The organism is Klebsiella sp. Sb-30 (assembly GCF_057652795.1).
Genome location: NZ_CM172749.1, coordinates 1,740,091 through 1,761,951 on the forward strand (window position 1 = coordinate 1,740,091; position 21,861 = coordinate 1,761,951).

The 21,861-nt window shown below is 37.7% G+C and carries 16 protein-coding genes; 14 read left to right on the top strand and 2 right to left on the bottom strand.

The features are described 5' to 3' along the window. Positions 1 to 28 precede the first annotated feature (28 nt). From AC236I_RS08180 to AC236I_RS08240, 13 genes are all read left to right on the top strand, one after another. Complete coding sequence (locus AC236I_RS08180) at positions 29 to 940, top strand: glycosyltransferase family 2 protein (RefSeq protein WP_487608743.1); 912 nt, start codon at positions 29 to 31, stop codon at positions 938 to 940. 70 nt (positions 941 to 1,010) lie between these two features. Beyond that, entirely contained in the window at positions 1,011 to 2,075 is a 1,065-nt protein-coding gene (rffG, locus tag AC236I_RS08185; RefSeq protein ID WP_487608744.1) for a dTDP-glucose 4,6-dehydratase, read from the top strand. A gap of 18 nt (positions 2,076 to 2,093) precedes the next feature. Then, on the top strand, positions 2,094 to 2,963 hold the full coding sequence (gene rfbA / locus AC236I_RS08190; RefSeq protein WP_260091912.1) for a glucose-1-phosphate thymidylyltransferase RfbA: 870 nt from the start codon (positions 2,094 to 2,096) through the stop codon (positions 2,961 to 2,963). A gap of 2 nt (positions 2,964 to 2,965) precedes the next feature. Continuing rightward, complete coding sequence (gene rfbC / locus AC236I_RS08195) at positions 2,966 to 3,502, top strand: dTDP-4-dehydrorhamnose 3,5-epimerase (RefSeq protein WP_032686784.1); 537 nt, start codon at positions 2,966 to 2,968, stop codon at positions 3,500 to 3,502. Further along, entirely contained in the window at positions 3,499 to 4,356 is an 858-nt protein-coding gene (gene rfbD / locus AC236I_RS08200; protein ID WP_032686785.1) for a dTDP-4-dehydrorhamnose reductase, read from the top strand. Before rfbC ends, rfbD begins: the two co-directional genes overlap by 4 nt. Before the next feature lie 77 nt (positions 4,357 to 4,433). After that, a complete protein-coding gene (locus AC236I_RS08205) occupies positions 4,434 to 5,291 on the top strand; it encodes a glycosyltransferase (RefSeq protein ID WP_487608745.1) in 858 nt (285 codons plus the stop codon). Positions 5,292 to 5,345: 54 nt separating this feature from the next. Continuing rightward, positions 5,346 to 6,239 carry a glycosyltransferase family 2 protein gene (locus AC236I_RS08210; RefSeq protein WP_487608746.1) on the top strand — a complete coding sequence of 298 codons (894 nt, stop codon included), beginning with the start codon at positions 5,346 to 5,348 and terminating at the stop codon, positions 6,237 to 6,239. A 51-nt stretch (positions 6,240 to 6,290) separates the two neighbouring features. Then, on the top strand, positions 6,291 to 7,565 hold the full coding sequence (gene wcaK / locus AC236I_RS08215; RefSeq protein ID WP_487608747.1) for a colanic acid biosynthesis pyruvyl transferase WcaK: 1,275 nt from the start codon (positions 6,291 to 6,293) through the stop codon (positions 7,563 to 7,565). Continuing rightward, the gene (locus AC236I_RS08220; RefSeq protein WP_487608748.1) at positions 7,562 to 8,791 is read left to right on the top strand and encodes a glycosyltransferase; all 1,230 of its coding nucleotides are present in this window, start codon (positions 7,562 to 7,564) and stop codon (positions 8,789 to 8,791) included. Before wcaK ends, AC236I_RS08220 begins: the two co-directional genes overlap by 4 nt. Continuing rightward, complete coding sequence (locus AC236I_RS08225) at positions 8,791 to 10,116, top strand: lipopolysaccharide biosynthesis protein (RefSeq protein WP_487608749.1); 1,326 nt, start codon at positions 8,791 to 8,793, stop codon at positions 10,114 to 10,116. The genes AC236I_RS08220 and AC236I_RS08225 overlap by 1 nt, the downstream gene beginning before the upstream one ends. A gap of 131 nt (positions 10,117 to 10,247) precedes the next feature. Next, complete coding sequence (gene gndA / locus AC236I_RS08230) at positions 10,248 to 11,654, top strand: NADP-dependent phosphogluconate dehydrogenase (protein ID WP_032686786.1); 1,407 nt, start codon at positions 10,248 to 10,250, stop codon at positions 11,652 to 11,654. A 246-nt stretch (positions 11,655 to 11,900) separates the two neighbouring features. After that, complete coding sequence (ugd, locus tag AC236I_RS08235) at positions 11,901 to 13,067, top strand: UDP-glucose 6-dehydrogenase (protein WP_032686787.1); 1,167 nt, start codon at positions 11,901 to 11,903, stop codon at positions 13,065 to 13,067. Between the two features lie 365 nt (positions 13,068 to 13,432). Further along, positions 13,433 to 14,959 (top strand): hypothetical protein, encoded by a 1,527-nt coding sequence (locus AC236I_RS08240; RefSeq protein WP_487608750.1) that lies wholly within the window; start codon positions 13,433 to 13,435, stop codon positions 14,957 to 14,959. 12 nt (positions 14,960 to 14,971) lie between these two features. Here AC236I_RS08240 and AC236I_RS08245 read toward each other — a convergent pair whose 3' ends face one another. Continuing rightward, the gene (locus AC236I_RS08245; protein ID WP_032686789.1) at positions 14,972 to 16,189 is read right to left on the bottom strand and encodes a hypothetical protein; all 1,218 of its coding nucleotides are present in this window, start codon (positions 16,187 to 16,189) and stop codon (positions 14,972 to 14,974) included. A 777-nt stretch (positions 16,190 to 16,966) separates the two neighbouring features. On the opposite strand from AC236I_RS08245, the gene AC236I_RS08250 reads away from it, so the two are divergent. Then, complete coding sequence (locus AC236I_RS08250) at positions 16,967 to 18,931, top strand: acyltransferase family protein (RefSeq protein ID WP_487608751.1); 1,965 nt, start codon at positions 16,967 to 16,969, stop codon at positions 18,929 to 18,931. A 770-nt stretch (positions 18,932 to 19,701) separates the two neighbouring features. Here AC236I_RS08250 and AC236I_RS08255 read toward each other — a convergent pair. Continuing rightward, on the bottom strand, positions 19,702 to 20,706 hold the full coding sequence (locus AC236I_RS08255; protein ID WP_213894821.1) for an NAD-dependent epimerase: 1,005 nt from the start codon (positions 20,704 to 20,706) through the stop codon (positions 19,702 to 19,704). Between the last annotated feature and the right edge of the window lie 1,155 nt (positions 20,707 to 21,861).

A 21,861-nucleotide genomic window follows, 5' to 3' on the forward strand; every position in this document is an offset into this window, starting at 1 on the left:
TTGAAATCAGTAAATAAAGAGTTTTGATATGAAATACTATATAGCAATACCTACTTATAATGGTGGTGAAATATGGAAGGAGGCTGTAGCTAATATTCAAAAGAACGCCTCTCCAAATTTATTCGTCCACATTATTGACTCTAGCAGTGAGGATGATACTGCTGCTATTGCAGAGCAGGCTGGTTTTGATGTCCTTACCATTGCAGGAAGTGATTTCAATCACGGGGGGACAAGAAATCAAGCCGTCGAAAAATATCTAGATAAATACGATGTGGTTATTTTTCTGACACAAGATGCTATTCCTCAACTTAATTTTATTGAGGAGATAGTGTCTGTATTTACTGATGACCGTGTTGCATGTGCATACGGTCGACAGTTACCTCATACTGATGCCAACCCATTAGCACGGCATGCTAGAAGTTTTAGCTATCCGGAAAAAGGATATGTCTGTGGAGTAGAAAATATTCCAGAGATGGGTTTAAAAACCGTATTCATGTCGAATTCTTTTTCCGCATATCGGCTGTCGATATTTAAAGAATTAGGTGGGTTTCCATCGAATACGATTCTATGTGAAGATATGTTTTTTACGGCAAAAGCTGTGTTGGCTGGCTATAAAGTAGCTTATGCATCGAAAGCAGCAGTAAAGCATTCTCATAACTATACGCCATCTGAAGAATTCAGACGTTATTTTGATATAGGTGTTTTCCATAAGGATGAACCCTGGATTCGGCAAAGCATAGGTGGTGCCGGCGGAGAAGGGAAGAAGTATCTATTGTCTGAGATTAAATTCCTGTTAAAGAATGCACCTCATTGGATACCTCTGGCATGTATAAATAACTTTATGAAGATATTAGGGTATAAATTAGGACAACAATATGAAAAGTTACCTAAATGTATGATTAAATCATTTAGCATGCATAAGCGTTATTGGAATTTTTAATATTGCGGTTAATTTACAGGTTTAATATAGTAAAGTTTTACTTTTTATTATTTTGAAATAAGAGGACAACATGAAGATAATTGTCACTGGTGGTGCTGGTTTTATTGGATCTGCGGTCGTGCGTCATATAATTAAAGATACCGAAGACGAAGTTATTGTTGTAGATAGCTTAACCTATGCAGGAAATCTTGAGTCGTTGAAAGAAGTTGCTGATAGTTCACGTTATAAATTTGAACAGATTAATATCTGTGACAGAGCCGAGCTTGACCGTATTTTTAGTGAGCAGAAACCAGATGCGGTAATGCATCTTGCAGCGGAAAGTCACGTTGATCGTTCAATCGATGGTCCGGCAGAATTTATCGAAACCAATATCATTGGCACCTATACAATGCTTGAGGCCGCGCGTTCTTACTGGAATCAGTTAGATGAGAAAGGAAAGCAAAATTTCCGCTTTCACCATATCTCGACTGATGAAGTTTATGGAGACCTTCACGGAACAGATGACCTATTCACTGAGACAACACCTTATGCCCCGAGTAGCCCATATTCTGCATCCAAAGCTTCAAGTGACCATTTAGTTCGAGCATGGCATCGAACTTATGGGCTTCCAACAATTGTGACGAATTGTTCTAATAATTATGGACCGTACCACTTCCCGGAAAAATTAATACCGTTGATCATTTTGAATGCGTTGGATGGAAAACCTCTTCCAGTTTACGGTGATGGTGGACAGATCCGTGATTGGTTATATGTCGAGGATCATGCCCGGGCATTATATAAAGTCGTTACCGAAGGTGAGGTGGCCGAAACCTACAATATAGGTGGTCATAACGAACGCAAAAATATCGATGTTGTGAGGACTATATGCCAGTTACTTGAGGAGCTTGTTCCTGCTAAGCCTGCTGGCGTCGCACAATATACCGATCTTATCACCTATGTTACAGATCGTCCTGGCCATGATATGCGCTATGCAATTGATGCAGATAAGATCTATAGAGAGCTCGGGTGGAAGCCACTGGAAACTTTTGAAAGTGGGATTCGTAAAACGGTTGAATGGTATCTGGCTAATGAGGTGTGGTGGAGTAGAGTAAAAGATGGCTCATACGCTGGTGAACGTTTAGGCCTGTCTCATTAATTAATCAAGGAATAGAAAATGAAAGGTATTGTTCTTGCAGGTGGCTCTGGCACTCGTCTTTATCCTATCACTAAAGGAACTTCTAAACAGCTTTTGCCAATTTATGATAAACCAATGGTTTATTATCCAATCTCTGTTCTTATGCTCGCCGGTATTCGCGATATATTAATCATTTCGACTCCAGAAGATATGCCAGGATTTAAGCGCTTACTCGGCGATGGCAGTCAGTTTGGGGTGAAATTTCGCTATGCTATTCAACCAAGTCCGGATGGACTTGCCCAGGCGTTCCTGATAGGCGAAGAATTTATTGATGGCGATAGCTGCGCACTTGTTCTGGGTGATAATATTTACTTTGGTGAAAGCTTTGGGCGTAAGTTAGAAGCTGTTGTACAACGTACTGACGGTGCAACTGTTTTTGGCTATCAAGTGATGGACCCAGAGCGTTTCGGCGTTGTTGAATTTGATGAAAATAATCGTGCGGTATCACTCGAAGAAAAACCATCTGAACCCAAATCTAACTGGGCAGTCACAGGGCTATATTTCTATGACAAGAATGTTGTAGAGATGGCAAAAAAAGTTAAACCATCGGCTCGTGGCGAGTTGGAAATTACTACATTAAATGAAATGTACCTTGAACTTGGTAATTTACATGTTGAAAAGCTAGGTCGCGGCTTTGCATGGTTAGATACAGGTACTCATGAGAGCCTATTAGAGGCATCTCAGTTTATTCATACCATTGAACAGCGTCAGGGCTTCAAAGTGGCTTGTCTTGAAGAGATAGCTTACCGCAAAGGGTGGCTTTCTAAAGATGAAGTATTGACTCAGGCAAAAGTGCTTTCTAAAACGCAATATGGGCAGTATCTCCAAATGCTTGTGGAGGAGAAATAATTATGCAAGTTATTGATACCAAAATCTCTGATGTGAAAATTATTCAACCTAAAGTATTTGGTGATGCCAGAGGATTTTTCTTGGAAACATTCGAGAAAAAACGTTACCAGGAAATGTTAAATATAAATTTCGATTTTGTGCAAGATAACCATTCACGTTCATCAAAAGGAGTTTTGCGCGGACTACATTTTCAAACACAGAATGCCCAAGGAAAGCTTGTTCGCGTTGTGCGTGGGGAAGTATTTGATGTGGCGGTTGATATCCGACCAGATTCCCCAACCTATGGGCAATGGGAAGGTGTAATTCTTTCGGAAGAGAACAAAACCCAATTCTGGGTACCACCTGGACTGGCACATGGGTTTGTTGTTCTGTCAGATATTGCTGACTTTGAGTATAAATGTACCGATTATTATAATCCCGCCTATGAAGGATGTGTTAAGTGGGACGATCCTGATATTGCTATAGAATGGCCAATTGAGAATCCATTGCTTTCTGAAAAAGACAAGCAGGGCAAATTATTAAAGGAACTTTTCTCATGAAAGTATTACTGACAGGAGCAAACGGTCAATTAGGTCAGTGTTTAAAGGATAGATTTCCTGACGAATGGCAAGTCTGGGGAACTGATGCAACAGAGCTTGATATTACAAATAAAGATACGGTTTTCAATGCGATAGAAAAATATCAACCTGATGTTATCATAAATGCTGCTGCATATACGGCAGTTGATAAGGCTGAAAGTGATGTTGATCTTGCTCGTCTTGTGAACGTACGTGGTCCAGCAAATTTAGCTGCAGCCGCACGAAACATTAATGCAATGTTCGTTCATGTATCAACAGACTATGTATTCGATGGTGCGTCAAACATTCCATACCAAGAATGTGACGCAACTAATCCGTTGGGTGTATATGGTTTAACCAAACTTGACGGAGAAAGGTATGTACTTGAAGAATATTCAAGTACAGTAATAATAAGAACAGCATGGGTATTCAGTGAGTATGGGAATAACTTTGTAAAAACAATGCTTAAACTTGGAAATGAGAAAGAATCTCTCGGTATTATAAGTGACCAGTATGGTTGCCCAACTTACGCTGGTGATATCGCGTCTGCTATAATCACATTAATCGATAATAAGTCTGAAGGTGGTATTTATCACTTCTGCGGAGATAAAGTAGTTAGTTGGTATGATTTCGCTAATAGAATTTTTTCCATAGCCAAAGAGATGGGATGGAATGGAAATATACGTGAAGTTAAAGCAATAACAACTGAGCAATATCCAACAGCAGCAAAAAGGCCACGATATTCTGTACTTGATTGCAGAAAAATAAGTCAAAAAAATGTATCGCCGTCAGACTGGAATAATGCGCTTTTGCATGTTATTAAAGAGATTATTTAAATAATAATGAGCCACGCGTTGGCTCATTATTATATTCTAAGATTCATATTGTTATATAGACAATGGAGGTGGGGGGGATGATTAAGATAAATAATCCGACAGTAACTATTTATATATCGACATGCAATCGACTTGAGAAACTAAAAAGGGCTATTGCATCGGTCATTGCTCAGACATATGAAGACTGGGAGTTGATCGTATGTGATGATGCTTCTAGTGACGGTACATTAACATTTATGTCAGATTTGTGTCGTCAAGATCCCCGAATAAAATATCTCCGTAATGAAATTAATCAGGGAGCTTGTGCTACTAGAAATTTAGGAATATTTAATGCAAGTGGAAAATTTATTACAGGTCTAGATGATGATGATGAGTTTACGAGTGAACGTATTTCTTTTTTCGTAAAGAAATGGGATGATAAATATTCATTTTTATGTTGCAATTTCTTAGATAAATACGTAGATGGCCATGAAGTAGTGCATTATAAAAAAACATCAGAAGAAAGTATTATTCTTTCATACAAAGATATGCTTTTTGATAATACGGCATCAAATCAGATATTTACACTAACTTCACGATTACGTGACATTGGCGGTTTTGATCAGAATATCAAAAGACTTCAGGACTGGGATACTTGGTTGCGTTTATCCTATTCTTTTGGATCATTCGTAAGATTTAGTAATTGTACTTATATAATGCATCATGATCATGGTGCTGGAGAACTGAGAGTATCGCAGAATGAGAAACTTACAGAGTCATTATTAGAGCTAGTCAAAAGAAATAATAATATATACAGCATTGATGACTCTAATTTTATGAAATTTATAGTTGAACAAAAAAATAAAAAGGCAACCATTATTGATGGTGTTTTTTGGTCAATCAGAAAAAGAAATCCAAAATATTTTATAAAATGTCTTCTTACAAAGTTAATGTAATGATATTTTATTGCGTGTGCTATTTAATGTTGAATTTCTAATAGAGTATTTGTGATGTCAATTGATAAAATATTCGCTATTATTGTAACGTATAATCCCGAAATTGAAAATGTAAAAAAATTAGCTACATCACTTAAAACACAAAATGTAGTTCCAGTTATTGTTGATAATGGCACTTTGAAAGAAGCAGATAGACTTTTTCTAGAGGAACTATTGAATGTTATATCTCTTAAAGAAAATGAGGGAATAGCCAAGGCCCAGAATGTTGGCATTCAATATGCTAAAGATCAAGGAGCAGATTTTGTTCTTTTCTTTGATCAGGACAGTGAAATAAGTAGTGATTTTGTATCATCTTTAATTAATGATTTTAACTTAGTTAAAGCTAGTGATCCTACAATTGGAATGATAGGGCCAACCTTTATAGATTCCAGATATAAATTTTATTATAAACAGATCCTGCTTAATCGATTTGGTATTAGAAAAAAGGTCAGTCCTGAAGAATATGACTCACCGTTTAAAGCTACACTGATTATTTCTTCAGGTTCATTAGTCCCTGTTATAGTGCTTGATTCTGTTGGTTATATGGATGAACGATTCTTTATTGATTATGTTGATACTGAATGGTGTTTAAGAGCATTAGCCAAGGGATATAGTATCTATGTATCTACTTCAGCAATTATGGAACATGCTATCGGTGATAAAATGATCAGTTTCCTTGGTCTTCATATACCAGTTCATTCTCCGATTAGACGTTATTACAGAATTCGCAATGCTATCTTATTTTCTAAATACAAACACGTTCCGCGGATGCTCGTACTTAGAGATAATATGATGAATATCATACATCAAACTATGTTAGTTTTTAATGAAAAGAATAAACTTAAGAATATAAAGATAGCTTTCAAAGCTATTGGTGATGGAATAAAGGGAAAGACGGGTAAGCTATAAATACTTTTATATTTAATTCCATAAGATGTTAAAAAACTAAAAGAGCGGATCATGAAATTATTACTTGTTGGTAATCATACGTGTGGAAATCGTGGTGATGGTGCAATTTTAAGAGGCTTGTTAGATAACATTCGTACAATAGACCCGAGTATTGAAATAGATATTATCAGCCGCTATGCTACAAGTTCATCTTATCTTTTGAATGAAACAATAAATCCAGACGTATTACATGTTGGGAAGAAGAAATCAAACAACACTGGTCTTTTTGCTAAAATAAAAAATAAAATAGATAGATATCTTCTTCCAAGAATACTTTTGTCACATGCTGAAGGGAAAGGTTTTTTTAGAAGATTTCCGTTACCTTTATATATCTCAGAGTTTGTTTCTGATTTGAAAAGCTATGATGCTGTTATGCAGGTCGGTGGTTCTTTCTTTGTTGACCTTTATGGGACACCGCAATTTGAGCATGTCTTATGTTCTTTCATTGCTAAGAAGCCAATTTATTTAATTGGACACAGTGTAGGTCCTTTTGAAAATGATTTTTTTAAAAAAATATCTAATTATTCATTTTCGAAGGTAAATAAGCTTATACTGAGAGAGGAGGTCAGTTATGATATTATGATCAGAGATGGTATATCTACAGATAAAGTTATTATGGGTGTTGACACTGCCTTTTTAGTAAACGAGAGCAAAATACAAAACACAAATTATATCTTGGAACATTGGCTTGAGATTTTAAAACGTAAACCAACTATAGCGATTACAGTCCGCCGTCTGGCTCCGTTTGATAAGCGTCTTGGCGTGAGCCAAGATCGTTATGAAGAAGCAATTGCTTCAGTTGTTGATACATATATAAATAAAGGATTTCAGGTTGTAGCATTTTCTACATGTACTGGTATCGAAAGTTATAACAATGATGATCGAATGATTGCTTATTCGGTTGGAAAAAAACTAACATCACACCCATCAGAATATCATATTGTGATGGATGAAATTAATGATCTTGAACTTGGTATTTTATTGAGAGAATGTCAAATAACCGTTGGAACCAGACTGCACTCCGCAATTATATCAATTAACTTTGGAACTCCTGCTGTTGCAATAAATTATGAACATAAATCATTAGGAGTAATGAAAGGGCTTGATATGAATTATTTATCAGCCGACATTAAAGAACTACTTAATGGAGAAATCTCAAAAAAAATGGATTATATATTAGATAACTATGATGAGGTTAAAAGTAATCTAAAAATTAAAGTCGAACGTACGCGAGAAATTGGTTCTGAAATTAACAGAAATATATTTGATGAAGTGGGAAGGAAATGAAAATATCTTTTTTTTGTATTAAATTCCCTATCGCATCTGAAACTTTTGTATTAAAGCAGATTATTTCATTTATTGAAATGGGGCATGATGTAAATATAATTTCCCTCTATCAAGGGGATATGGATAAAGTTCACGACGATTACTACAAATATGGAATTGATGAGCGTGTTGATTTCATATTTGCGAGTGAAGGAAAAAAAGGAAAATATAATAAGATACATACATTATGCAAGAGAGTATCTTCGTCGATTAAATGCATCCTAAAAGGAAACTTTTCGCCTTTTAATATATTGAAGTATCGGTCATTCGCAACTAATCTATTCCTGCCTTCATTAGTAGGTAAAATTGATAAAAAATTTTCTTCTGATGTAATAGTTGCCCATTTTGGGCCAAGTGGAGTATTGGCAAATTACTTGCGGAGTTGTGGTTGTCTGCAGGGGAAAATTGCTACTGTATTTCACGGATATGATCTTTCTGCAAAAGAACTGCTAAATAAATATCATGGTAGCTATCAAGATTTATTTTTAGAGGGAGAACTTTTTCTACCTATTAGTAATTTATGGAAAAACAAACTAATAGAGCTAGGTTGCTCTCCGGGAAAAATATCTGTTATCAGGATGGGAATTAAAATTGAAGATTTTACATTCCTTGAAAGAAATTTCAGTGAATCACAGTTGAAAATTGTTTCTGTTTGCCGTTTAATTGAAAAGAAAGGGATTTCGTATGCAATTAATGCATGTAGACAATTAAAAGATGCCGGTATTAATTTCTGCTATAAAATTGTTGGGTACGGTGATCTTATTGATGAATTGCAATCTGAAATTAATAAATATGAACTTGACGATGTCGTTAAGATTGTTGGCTTTCAACCTCAAGAAGTAGTGAGAGATATCTTATTAGATAGCCATATCTTTTTGCTCCCATCTGTTACAGCAGTAAATGGTGATATGGAGGGTATTCCTGTGGCTTTGATGGAGGCTATGGCAACTGGGCTACCTGTAATCTCAACATATCACAGTGGCATACCTGAGCTGATAACTAATAGTAAAACAGGTTGGCTCTGCCCTGAAAGAGATTCGGCTAGTATTGCAAAGGCACTTTATGAAGTCATTAGGACTAAAGAAATCATTCCTGATATTATACATAATGCACGTTTGCAAATTGAGGAAAATTTCAATCAGGATGTTGAATATAAAAAAATGGCCTGTCTTCTGGAGGACCTTTAATGAGTGGAATGAAAGGTCAAGCAGGGTGGTTATTATTATCTAACGGCTTTTCAGCAGTTTTACAAATTATCCAGATCAGTGTGCTTGCACATATGTTGGCCCTTAATGAGTTAGGGCTACTTGCAATTGTAAATACGGTTTTAATGATTGCTATGATCCTCCAGGATATGGGGATGAGTAGCTATATCGTACACAAGCAGGAATTGAACAGGGCACAACAAAGTACTATATATTGGATAAATCTCGTCTTAAGTCTTTTTGCAGGTGTAATTGTTTTTGCATGTGCGTGGCCACTATCTAATTTTTACCATATGGATAAATTAGAACCACTTATCATGCTTGCAAGTATTAATTTTATATTTTTAGGTTCGCTTTCGCAATATCAAGCGCATTATATAAAAGCTAAGAGAATGATTTTGCTTGCAAAAATAGAAATGACAGCAAAATTCATTTCTTTCTGTTTTGTCATAGGGATGCTTTTTTTAACTGACTTACGTACATCTGCAGTTATTTTAGGTTTAATACTAAATGCCTTTATCCGACTTTTGCTTATGTCTTTTTTAGGTGATAAAGAGTGGCGGCCATTATTCTGTTTTGAAAAAGATATTTGTGCTGGCGTTTTTAAATATGGAATATATCAACTTGGATCCCAGGTGATTAATCAGCTTAGAACGCAATTAGATGTGATAATTATTGGTAAAGTATTAGGAGGGGATTCGCTGGGGCTCTATTCTCTCGCAAAAGATCTAATTATGCAACCGCTGAAGTTAATAACTCCAGTCATTAATCGTCTAGCATTGCCACGATTTTCTGAGGTTCAGAAAGATAATAGTAATTTAGCATCAATTTTTCTGAAAGGAACATCCGTAATTTCTCTATTTAGTGCTGCTGTGTTTGCTGTAATATTTATTTTCTCTCCAGTTATTGTTACTATCTTATATGGTCCTGCTCGCCTTAATATCATTGACATACTTCCATTTATGATTTTGTTTGGAATGCTAAGACCCATGGGAGGGCTTACTGGTGCGATTGCTCAGGCTAATGGGAAAACAAATGTGGAATTCTATTGGAATATCGTAGCAGGTATTACTGTACTTGCTTTATCTTCTACTATCTTGTTTTATTCATCACTATGGTACGTATCGTTAATTTTATCTGTTTCACAGATAGTAATAACACTATTGGTATTCCCATTTTTTGTTAAAAAAATTGTTGATATTAGTTTTTATTCATATTCCAAACAATGGCTTCCGACAATGATTGTTTTTATTATTGTGATATCTACTATTAAATATTTCAATTTGTTTGTTACTCCATTTTGGTAATGTAAATAAATTAGTTGTTTGATATGAAATGAAGCACATTGCGCTATGCTCCGTACCCACTTTGAGCTAACATAATCATCACATTTAAGCTGCGAGATTGTCGCAGTGACCACACCAGACAGGAGTATGTAATGTCCAAGCAACAGATCGGGGTTGTCGGTATGGCAGTGATGGGGCGCAACCTTGCGCTCAACATCGAAAGCCGTGGTTATACCGTCTCTGTTTTCAACCGCTCCCGTGAAAAGACCGAAGAAGTGATTGCCGAGAATCCGGGCAAGAAACTGGTCCCACATTATACCGTTAAAGAGTTTGTTGAATCCCTCGAAACTCCACGCCGCATCCTGTTGATGGTGAAAGCGGGGGCTGGCACTGACAGTGCGATCGATTCTCTTAAACCGTATCTGGACAAAGGCGACATCATTATTGATGGTGGTAACACCTTCTTCCAGGACACCATTCGTCGCAACCGCGAACTGTCTGCTGAAGGTTTTAACTTCATTGGTACCGGTGTTTCTGGTGGGGAAGAGGGCGCACTGAAAGGCCCATCCATCATGCCTGGTGGGCAGAAAGAAGCTTATGATCTAGTAGCGCCAATTCTTGAGCAGATTGCTGCTCGTGCGGAAGATGGCGAACCTTGTGTCGCGTATATTGGTGCTGATGGTGCTGGTCACTATGTCAAGATGGTGCATAACGGCATTGAGTATGGCGATATGCAGCTTATCGCGGAAGCATACTCTTTACTGAAAGGGGGGCTGGCGCTTTCTAATGAAGAGCTGGCAACAACCTTTACCGAGTGGAACGAAGGCGAGCTCAGCAGTTACCTGATTGATATCACCAAAGACATCTTCACTAAAAAAGATGAAGAAGGTAAATACCTTGTTGACGTGATTCTTGATGAAGCGGCCAACAAAGGTACCGGTAAATGGACTAGCCAGAGCTCACTCGATCTCGGCGAACCGCTGTCCCTGATCACCGAGTCTGTCTTTGCACGTTACATCTCTTCACTGAAGGACCAGCGTGTTGCTGCGTCTAAAGTCCTGACGGGGCCAAAGGCTCAACCAGCTGGTGACAAGGCTGAATTTGTAGAGAAAGTTCGTCGCGCTCTGTATCTGGGCAAAATCGTTTCTTATGCTCAAGGCTTCTCCCAGCTGCGTGCTGCGTCGGATGAATACAACTGGGATCTGAACTACGGTGAGATTGCCAAAATCTTCCGTGCCGGTTGCATTATTCGTGCTCAGTTCCTGCAGAAGATCACTGATGCTTACGAGCAGAATGCGGGTATCGCCAACCTGCTGCTGGCGCCGTACTTCAAGCAGATTGCTGATGAATATCAGCAGGCGCTGCGTGATGTCGTGGCTTATGCTGTTCAGAACGGTATCCCGGTTCCGACATTCTCTGCTGCCATTGCCTACTACGACAGCTATCGTTCTGCAGTGCTGCCGGCAAACCTGATTCAGGCTCAGCGTGACTATTTCGGTGCTCATACCTATAAGCGCACTGATAAAGAAGGCGTATTCCATACTGAGTGGATGGAATAATCATTTCTGATCGAAGGTAATCAAATCCCGGTTATTTAATAACCGGGATTTTTCTATAAATCTCTCTCAATTTGAATACATTCTGTTAAGAATGTTTACCCTCATATTAGAGCTCCGCTACTTGCTCTCAACCATCCCTGGTCTGTTTCTTGACATGCATCAGGACAGAGAGTAAAACCGCGAGAAGTGTTGATTACAGGGTGGCTACTATGCCGCCGTCCAGTTAACTGATTAAAGTGTGATCGAATGAAAATTACTATTTCCGGTACCGGTTATGTTGGTTTATCGAACGGCATCCTGATTGCGCAGAACCACGAAGTGGTTGCGCTGGATATCGTACAATCTAAAGTCGATATGCTTAACCAGAAGATGTCGCCGATTGTCGATAAAGAGATTCAGGAATATCTGGCCGAAAAACCGCTGAATTTTCGTGCGACAACTGACAAACAAGATGCATATCGCAATGCTGACTATGTCATTATCGCCACACCGACTGACTACGATCCGAAAACTAACTACTTCAATACCTCAACGGTTGAAGCCGTTATTCGTGATGTCACTGAGATTAACCCCAATGCCGTCATGATCATTAAATCGACCATTCCGGTCGGTTTCACCCGTGATATCAAAGAGCGTCTGGGCATCGACAATGTTATCTTCTCCCCGGAGTTTCTGCGCGAAGGTCGTGCGCTGTATGACAACCTGCATCCTTCTCGTATTGTCATCGGTGAACGTTCGGAGCGGGCAGAGCGTTTTGCCAATCTGCTGAAAGAAGGTGCTATCAAGCAGGATATCCCGACGCTGTTTACCGATTCGACCGAAGCGGAGGCAATCAAGCTGTTTGCCAATACCTACCTTGCTCTGCGTGTCGCCTATTTTAATGAGCTGGATAGCTATGCAGAAAGCCAGGGCCTCAACAGCAAGCAGATTATTGAAGGCGTGTGCCTGGACCCGCGGATCGGCAATCACTATAACAACCCGTCATTCGGTTACGGTGGATACTGCCTGCCGAAAGATACTAAACAGCTGCTGGCCAACTACGAATCGGTGCCAAACAATATCATTGGCGCTATTGTGGATGCTAACCGTACTCGTAAAGACTTTATTGCTGACTCTATCCTTGCGCGTAAACCGAAAGTGGTAGGGGTTTATCGTCTGATCATGAAGAGCGGCTCAGATAACTTCCGTGCCTCTTCAATTCAAGGGATTATGAAGCGTATTAAAGCCAAAGGTATCCCGGTTATTATTTACGAACCGGTGATGCAAGAGGATGAGTTCTTTAATTCCCGCGTTGTTCGCGATCTGGATGCCTTTAAGCAAGAAGCAGATGTCATCATTTCTAACCGTATGGCGGAAGAACTGGGTGATGTCGCGGATAAAGTTTATACACGCGATCTATTTGGCAACGACTAGCCCTTTACTTGATTATGGACTAGTGATTTTTCGCTAGTCCTCTTTGATCTATAGATTTTGAATATATCAGTCGACGAGAAACATTTCCTCATAAAATATTTAAATATAATGGCAAAAGTTTTAATTATTTTCTGATTTAACTTACGGTTATGTTATGTTTTATTATTTACATATAATTATTTAGTTAACATACCTGTATTTGAGGGCCATTCCACAGCTGTTATATATTTTAAGGAATCATCCTATTAACATAGTGTTATTCTGTGGTTTTTTATTGTATTTGTATTAAGATGTAAATGTGAGATGGTAAACTCTTATTTATCTAGCTACACTTTTCTTATCTTTAATCGTTAAAAGGTAAGAGCATGAAACGCAGAGACTTTACTAGAAATTTGGCATTGTTGGTTGGCGCTGGTACTGCTGGTGCTCTATCACACACTGTAAAAGCTGCTGAATTAGGTGACATTCGCGAATTGTATTCCAAAGAACAGTTGCATGATACCGTTAGCGTTTTGAAATTTGGAACTCAAGAAAATGCCAGTGAAGCTTTTTATTTAGCATTAATCTATCTCAATAAACGAGGTGGAGGAAATCTACTTGTACCAAACGGGAATTATCTTTTTGACAATGCAGTAAAAACAAGAATTGGATGCAAGATATCAATATATACATCGTCCAATGCTATAATGACAATGAAGTCTGATTGCGATATGTTCGATATAACAGGTTCTGAAAATGCGGCCCTAAGATTTTTTGGTAACGGTGAGTTTATTTATGATGGACCTGAAACTAAAAATGCTGCATGTATACGATTTGTTTCTTTAACCAATGGGAATAAATATGCAAGTAGCTCATTTGAATGCAATGGCCGTATAAGAATACGTAAAGGTAGTAATGAATGGGCTTATGGAATACACCTTACTGATGTGAGAGATGCTGTTCTCGTCAATATTCAATTCGATGGGCTTAATAGAAAGGATAATCCCAGTTCACAGATCGGTATTTTTGCGCAATCTAAGAATGCTGCATCTGTATCATGGGTTATAAGTGATTTGCAGTTTAATGATTTATATACAGGGTTTCATATAGAATCATCTTCTGCACCAGGTGTAGAAGGCCTTAAATTCTTTAATTGCGATATGGCTGGTGTAAAAAATGGCATTATTTTTAACAACAGCAGCAATTACTATCCTCCGCAAATAGAGCTCATAGGTTGTCATATTAATGGGCATGGGACTCTTTTTTCTGTAAAAAAAGCAATAAGTATACATATTGTAGGCGGTCTTTATTATCGTAACGGTACGGGGGGGGCATTCTTCATATTTGAGAATGTACAAGATGTATCTATTGTTGGGCCTAGCTTTTCAACAACAGGGAAAAATACCGATATCCCATGCATTGTAATTAGTGGAGATACGCAAGAGTCAAGTTTATTTAGAATTTCCGATGTTCACTTTTGGTCTCATGGCAAGAAAAGCCCTTTCCTTGACCTAAAAGGGACCGTGTCTAATGTCTCACTTTCTAACTCAACAAAAGATTCTAATGGTAAATGGATCGATACTACTGAGTTAAAAACAAAAAAATCGACAATTACTGTATGTAAAAATACCATAAAACTATCGGATATAGATATGGGTGACTCTTGGGGAGTCAAGATAGATAATCAGAATGGAATTATAGACCTATCTTCTGCCATTCCTGGCGTGGTTTTTATTGATAATGGTGAAATCAAAAAAATTATAGGTGGAAGAAGTAATGTTGAATACACACTGATATCGGAGTCACCAATAAAATTCATCTCTGGGGTTAATGTAAAAAATGGCTCAGGGTTGCAACCCCAAGCCAAAGTAATTACACTTCTCAATATTGGTGATTTATATATTGTGAAGTAAGAGAAAGGGGAGTTACATCCCCTTGTCCTTAATTCGTTTAATAGCATCAGGTGTGCAAAATAATAACATGAACGCAACACCTCCTGTGGATGATAAAATAACCGGATTAAAGAATCCTCCAGATATCCACATGGATATTAATATTAAGAAGAATAGTGTATTTTTAGCTCCAAATTTTTTTGTTTGCGTAAGTAAGGTTGAAATAATTAAAAGTAATAACGCTGTTGCTCCAACAATTCCCATCTGCATATAAAGTGCTTGGATCTGTAGTTCATACGAATACTTTGAAAGAGTACTCCTGAGTAATGTTGGAACATAATAACCAAGTCCGTTTCCTAATAATGGCGCTTTTATAAACTCGCGATATATGGCATTAAACTGAAGGGTACGTAAGTCATCAGAACGTTCTACTCCTTTAGATGCCATTCTGAATTCAATAACTTCTTGGACTGATGGCAATGATAATATGACTGCCATCATAATGACTGCAATTGATATTATAAAAATACTTTTCTTTTTGGTTATGTCTGATGCTATACCCATTGCGAAGCTTAATATACCTGCTGCCCATAAAAATCGAGACATACTAATAATAATTGAATACATTAAAATCATTATAGCAATAGAGTTCAAACGTGATGAATTTTTACTTAAATATTCCTTTGTCTTAATAAATATCGCTATAGGTAATATGTAATCCGACATAAAGTTAATGCGACTTATAGATACATCATCTGACTCCATCGTCATTAATGATGTATTAAATAGCTTTGATATAGTTGATACGACACTAGCAACACTACCACCAGTTAACGTTGCATATACAAAAATTAAAAATTTAATCAAACCTATTATAATTAAACAGTTGATTATTGTTTTCGTTATGATTTCATAGCGACGATCTCTGTCAACCAGAGAATATGAAATTGCTGACATCAGAAAGAACACCAGAATATCTTTGGACTGATCAATCGTTTCAGGCAGGTAGCGAACATTACTCATTGTGATTATGAGAAAGATTAGAATTATAACTACAGATGGTATCATTCCAACGAATAAGTTAATTATTCCACGCCCTTTCCTTGCAATAATAGACAAAGCAATAACAAGAAATAAGAATAAGAATTTTAAATTCACCCCAAATATACTGCCTGTTGGCAATATTACACAAACAGATATGAATGTTTTAAGGGCGACATCATGGATACTGTCAATATTAATCCTCATCATAAGTTAATTACTCTACCAAATAATTAGTCATTTTGTATGTTTGCTTCAGAATGAAAATTTTCATACGATACCTCTTTAGATACTCTACCTAAACAAATGTGTAAACATTAGCATGTTTACGTGGTTGTTTCTATAGTCTTTTCCTTAAACGAGTTTACTTTATGCAGAGCTCAAACATGATAGAGCTAACTGCTGACTTTTCGCGTTGTGGCATAGGCGCTATGACCTTCATTCTTTGGGTTTATTGAAGTTCTATCTTGTCATATCTTCATTATGTTAGCATGTGTATATTTTGCATGAATAATATTCAACTACTAAGTAATATTTATGATTTCAGTGGGATGCAGCTCTCAAAGCCTTCTGGATGTTGATTTACATCGGTGCCAAGAAAGGTTAGTAGACTGAGGTTTTCATTCTTTTTTAGTATTTCCATACATCACTATTAATTTTTTGCATTACGTTGTCCTAAATTTATGAATCGCAGTCATATTCTTTAGATTGATTCCGGTTACTGGGTAACTCATGCAAATGAACTTTGTTTGTTTTATTAATTAGTATTTGTTGATTATGTGTCTTCTAATATTAAATGTACATGCCAGAATATCTGTTAAAACTAATAACTAGCATTGCATAGTGGTTGCAATTCTAAATTGAAACAGCTTAAAAAATACTACTATATATAAATTTCAAACAAAAAAATGGGCTAAACTAGGATAACTTATTGGTATAGTCTATTAAACTCATATGATAATTTTTTGGGATGATTGGCGGAAAGTTATGACTATCAACAATGCAGTTAGGTATCGTAGTGATATTGATGGACTGAGAGCGATTGCAATACTACTTGTCGTTTTATTTCATTCTGGTGTCAGTTTGTTTAGTGGAGGGTTCATCGGTGTTGATGTATTTTTTGTGATATCTGGTTTTTTAATTGGAGGGATAATAAATAAAGAGGTTACTGGGCGTTATTTTTCATATTCAAATTTTTACACGCGGCGAATTAAAAGAATTGCACCAGCATTGATTGTTATGTTGTTGATATGCTCTGTGTTTTCATATTTTTATTTGTCTCCTGATGAGTTGAAGGATTTTTCAAAATATGTAATTGCTACATTATTATCCGTGCCTAATATAGCATTATGGCATGGTGTTGATTATTTTTCTTCTAGTTCCGAATTAAATCCATTATTAATGACTTGGTCATTAGGTGTTGAAGAGCAGTTTTATATATTTCTTCCTATAATTTTTACATTATGTTTCACGAGAAAAATTGACCTTTTTAAAATAACAGTTTTGGTAACATTACTGTCATTTATGCTATGCATAACTCTCTCTTATATTATGCCTTTACCGTCATTCTACCTGTTACCTACAAGAGCATGGGAAATGGGGGTTGGGGTATTACTTTCATTAAAATATAAAGAGCTTGCATTTTCTAGAATAGTACACAATAATAAAAACAAACTATTCTTTGTTGGTATGGCATGTATTTTTGTACCTGCAATTACATTTAACGATGATACTGTGTTTCCTGGGTATTTAGCATCATTCCCTGTTATTGGTGCAGCACTAATTATTCTATCAGAAGGAAGAGTAAGTAATATATTTCTAAGTAATAGGCCGATGGTTTTTATTGGCTTAATTTCATATTCATGGTATCTGTGGCACTGGCCTCTATTAAGTTTTTCTCGAATCGCATATAATGAGCAATTACCTGGATATAAAGGTATTATTATCTCGTGTGCATCATTAATTATTGCATATCTTTCATATAGATTTGTCGAACTTCCGTTCAGGAAAAGAGAATTATTTTCAAATCAAAAGATAATTTGCGGTTACCTTTTTATTATCTGTATAATGATCTTCCCAATGTCCATGTTCTTTGTTAGTGGGGGAATGCCGAACAGAGTAAATAATGTAGTACTTGTAACTGAAAATAATCGGCATAATAGCATTTCAGATCGTTGTCTTGTCGCAGACACTGATGAATTACCTAACTTTTCTGAGTGTATTCCCGACACCAACAATGATGCGGTTGCATTATTAGGGGATAGCCATGCAGCTGCACTAAGGGCTGGGGTAAATCATTTTGCGGAATTAAACAAATTTTCGGTCTATCAGCTAACAAAATCGTCCTGTCCCAACATCATTGACACTCCAAGATTCATCGGTAAAAATCCGGAACATGCTACGCTTTGTAATAACTTCAATAAGAAAGTTATGGATTTAGTATTAAATAATAAAAAAATTAAGTTTGTTATTCTATCTGCTTTCTGGGATGCAGGGATTGATAAATTAAATGGTTCTAATGGTTATCATTCTTTCTCTGGGGATAGAAGTATGGATAACATGGCCGCATTTAATTTAGGTTTGCGCGAAACAATTAAAATTCTTAGAGAAAATGGGAAGCAGATAATTCTTGTGAAAGATGTACCAATGTTTAAATTTGATGTGGTTAAGGAAGTCCTGATCAATAATATTCCTCTTAGATCTTTTGTAGGTGACGTATTAATTGCTAGCCATGATATAAATGGTTATTCGAAAAGAATTGAAGAAAAAAATAGTAATGTGGATTTAGTAATTGATAATATATCGTCCACAGGTGTGAGAATAATTGATCCAAGCGATAGCTTATGTGAAAAAGTCGGATGTCAATATATGATTCGCAATAATGCTATTTACTATGATCGCCAGCATCTTAATAGTTTAGGTGGTGTTCAGGCATTAAAGGATATATATTGAGCTAGCAAAGCTGGCAGTGTTTACTGCCAGGGTAATTTTCAAACAAGCTATAACTTGAATCGATATTTAGTTATAGAGTATTATAAGCGAGTCTCTGTCTTTGTATTTATATTACTACATTATATATAATGAGTTCATTTTATTTCAGACTATAGGGTCAAACAAAAATTCATGTATATGCAGCATTTAGCAATATAATAGCAAGAATATCCTATGGTTAATGTGTATGGCATATTTCAGGCGCAATAGGGATTTCGGCATTTTTCACATCCATCATTTAGTGGATTATTTTTCTGAGATTCTTGTTTAATATGCTGTAAGATCAAGTGACTTTTACTGTATCGCTTTTTAAGGTTTATGAGAGTCTAGAACATTGTTTGACTAAATTAACATATGTTTGAGTATTGTAGCATTTCATTACTATTGATGTTATTCAAACGTCCTATTTGTTAACACTCTGTCGCATTTCGCAATAGTGTGATGTAGCTTTTATTATTGCATAATTCATCTTGATACAACTGCTACTACTCAGATATGTTAAGTAAATCCTTGTGAAGAGCTACCGTCACTGAGATGTAGATGCCGGAGATAAGCGCCGGAAGGGAAAAGAAGCCTGCTATGCGGGCTTTTTTTGTTTTTGTACTCAGGGAGTGGGCACTAATCAAGCAGGAGTTCCGACCAAAGTGGATGCGCATCAAAGATTCTGTAAAACGCAGGAACAAAAAAACCGCAACCCTGCGATTGCGGTTCAGAAAGAATCAGGTAACCACTCAGGCGTTGTAATACGCCTTGTACCAGTCCACGAAGTTCTTCACGCCATCCTTAACGGATGTCTGTGGTTTAAAGCCAACCAGATCATACAGTGGCTTGGTATCCGCGCTGGTTTCCAGGACATCGCCTGGCTGGATCGGCATCATGTTTTTCTCGGCTTCCATCCCCAGCGCTTCTTCCAGAGCGGTGATGTAGTCCATCAACTCCACCGGCGAGCTGTTACCGATATTATAGATTCGATAAGGGGCTGAACTGGTGGCCGGTGAGCCGTTTTCTACGGTCCATTCAGGATCTGCCTGCGGAATGACATCCTGCACGCGGACAATCGCTTCTACAATGTCATCAATGTAGGTGAAATCACGCTTCATCTTGCCGTAGTTGTAGACGTCAATGCTCTTACCTTCCAGCATCGCCTTAGTGAATTTGAACAGGGCCATATCCGGACGCCCCCACGGGCCATACACGGTGAAGAAACGTAAGCCGGTTGTGGGGATGCCATAGAGATGAGAGTAGGTATGTGCCATCAGTTCATTGGCTTTTTTTGTTGCCGCATACAGTGACACCGGGTGATCGACCGAATCATCCGTGGAGAACGGCATCTTGCGGTTCAGGCCATACACTGAACTGGAAGAGGCGTACAGCAAATGTTGTACTTTGTTGTGTCGGCAGCCTTCCAGAATGTTCAGATAACCAATCAGATTGGCATCGGCATAGGCATGCGGATTTTCCAGCGAATAACGCACGCCAGCCTGCGCTGCCAGATGGATCACCCGATCAAACTTCTCAGTAGCAAAAATTTGCGCCATGCCTTCGCGATCGGCAAGATCGATTTTGTAAAAACTGAACCGAGGGGACTGTAAAAGATCCAGGCGAGACTGCTTGAGATTGACATCGTAGTAATCGTTCATGTTGTCGATGCCAACAACCTCATGACCCGCCTCCAGAAGGCGCTGACTTGCATGAAAGCCGATAAATCCTGCGGCTCCAGTGACTAAAAACTTCATATTCATCCTCCGGGTTCGGTGTTCCCCGCTATATATATTTGTCGATTTTACACTGGCTTGCCTTCGGGATCATCTGCTTTACCGTTGCAGGATATAAGCGGGTACCGTAGAAAGCGCAGGGTTGCACACTTCCCGGGTCCTGGTGAGTGCTGCAGATTTTAGGGTAAGTTCGCAAATGATAATCATTATTACATGAAAATAAGTTAGCTGAATAATTGTTACAGCTGTTCTTTGATAGTTACCGCACTCTGTTCGCCTCGCAAGCAAAGCAGCGGAAAGGCTGAGTCTGGTCAATATTGTTTCTTTTTATATATTTTCCGAACAATTCCTTAATAATCAGTCAGTATTACTATTGTAATGATAGTAATGAAATCTATTTTTTCTTTTATAATCATATTGTTAAGTGGATGCATTGAAGTGTTCGAATAATGTGCAGCAACTGTGTATTTTTTGGCTGAATGGATTGGTCATGCTTTTTCATTTTTATTCTTCCAGACCAGAGCTATAATGCGCGCGTAATTCACATCCTACGGATGCATTATTGATAATGCGCAGCAAACGTACCCTACGACGCTCGGATTTGACCACTTTTGAAGAAAAGTCAAATTCACTTTTATGCAAGAGAGGGTGAGGAAGGACGTTACCCTGGTGGTGTTGCCGCTGCCTGCCCGCGAACTTAATACTCTGCCTGACTCATGTAGAGATGCGGAGCGCCCAGCTACATGGCTGTTGAAGTCATACTGCCGAGAGTGACGCTTTTTGTTGGTTTCAAGGGTGAAATGAGAAAGTCCTGATGGATAGGATGCCATAAACTGAGGAGAGTAGCGGTGCATTTGTTGCGGTGTAGCGATGGATGTGAGTCCGGAGAGGGGCGCTGAGTACAGATATCCGTTGGTTTTTAGCTTTTTTGCCGAACGCTGACTAGGCTGTTTGTGGCTTCATGAATGCTGCGCCGGTAATGCTTGTGGAGCTAACGACGAGCGTATCCTCTTCGTTACGGTAAGACCGGGTAAGACAGACACTTTAGAGAGGGGAGTCCGCATTTTGGTTGCGATAGCCAATGGCGGTAGCGTGTCTGAATTTTAGAATAAACTCATTGTTCGATTTAACATTTAATTTACAATCTTAAAGGATGGTTTATGTGTCTTCCACGAG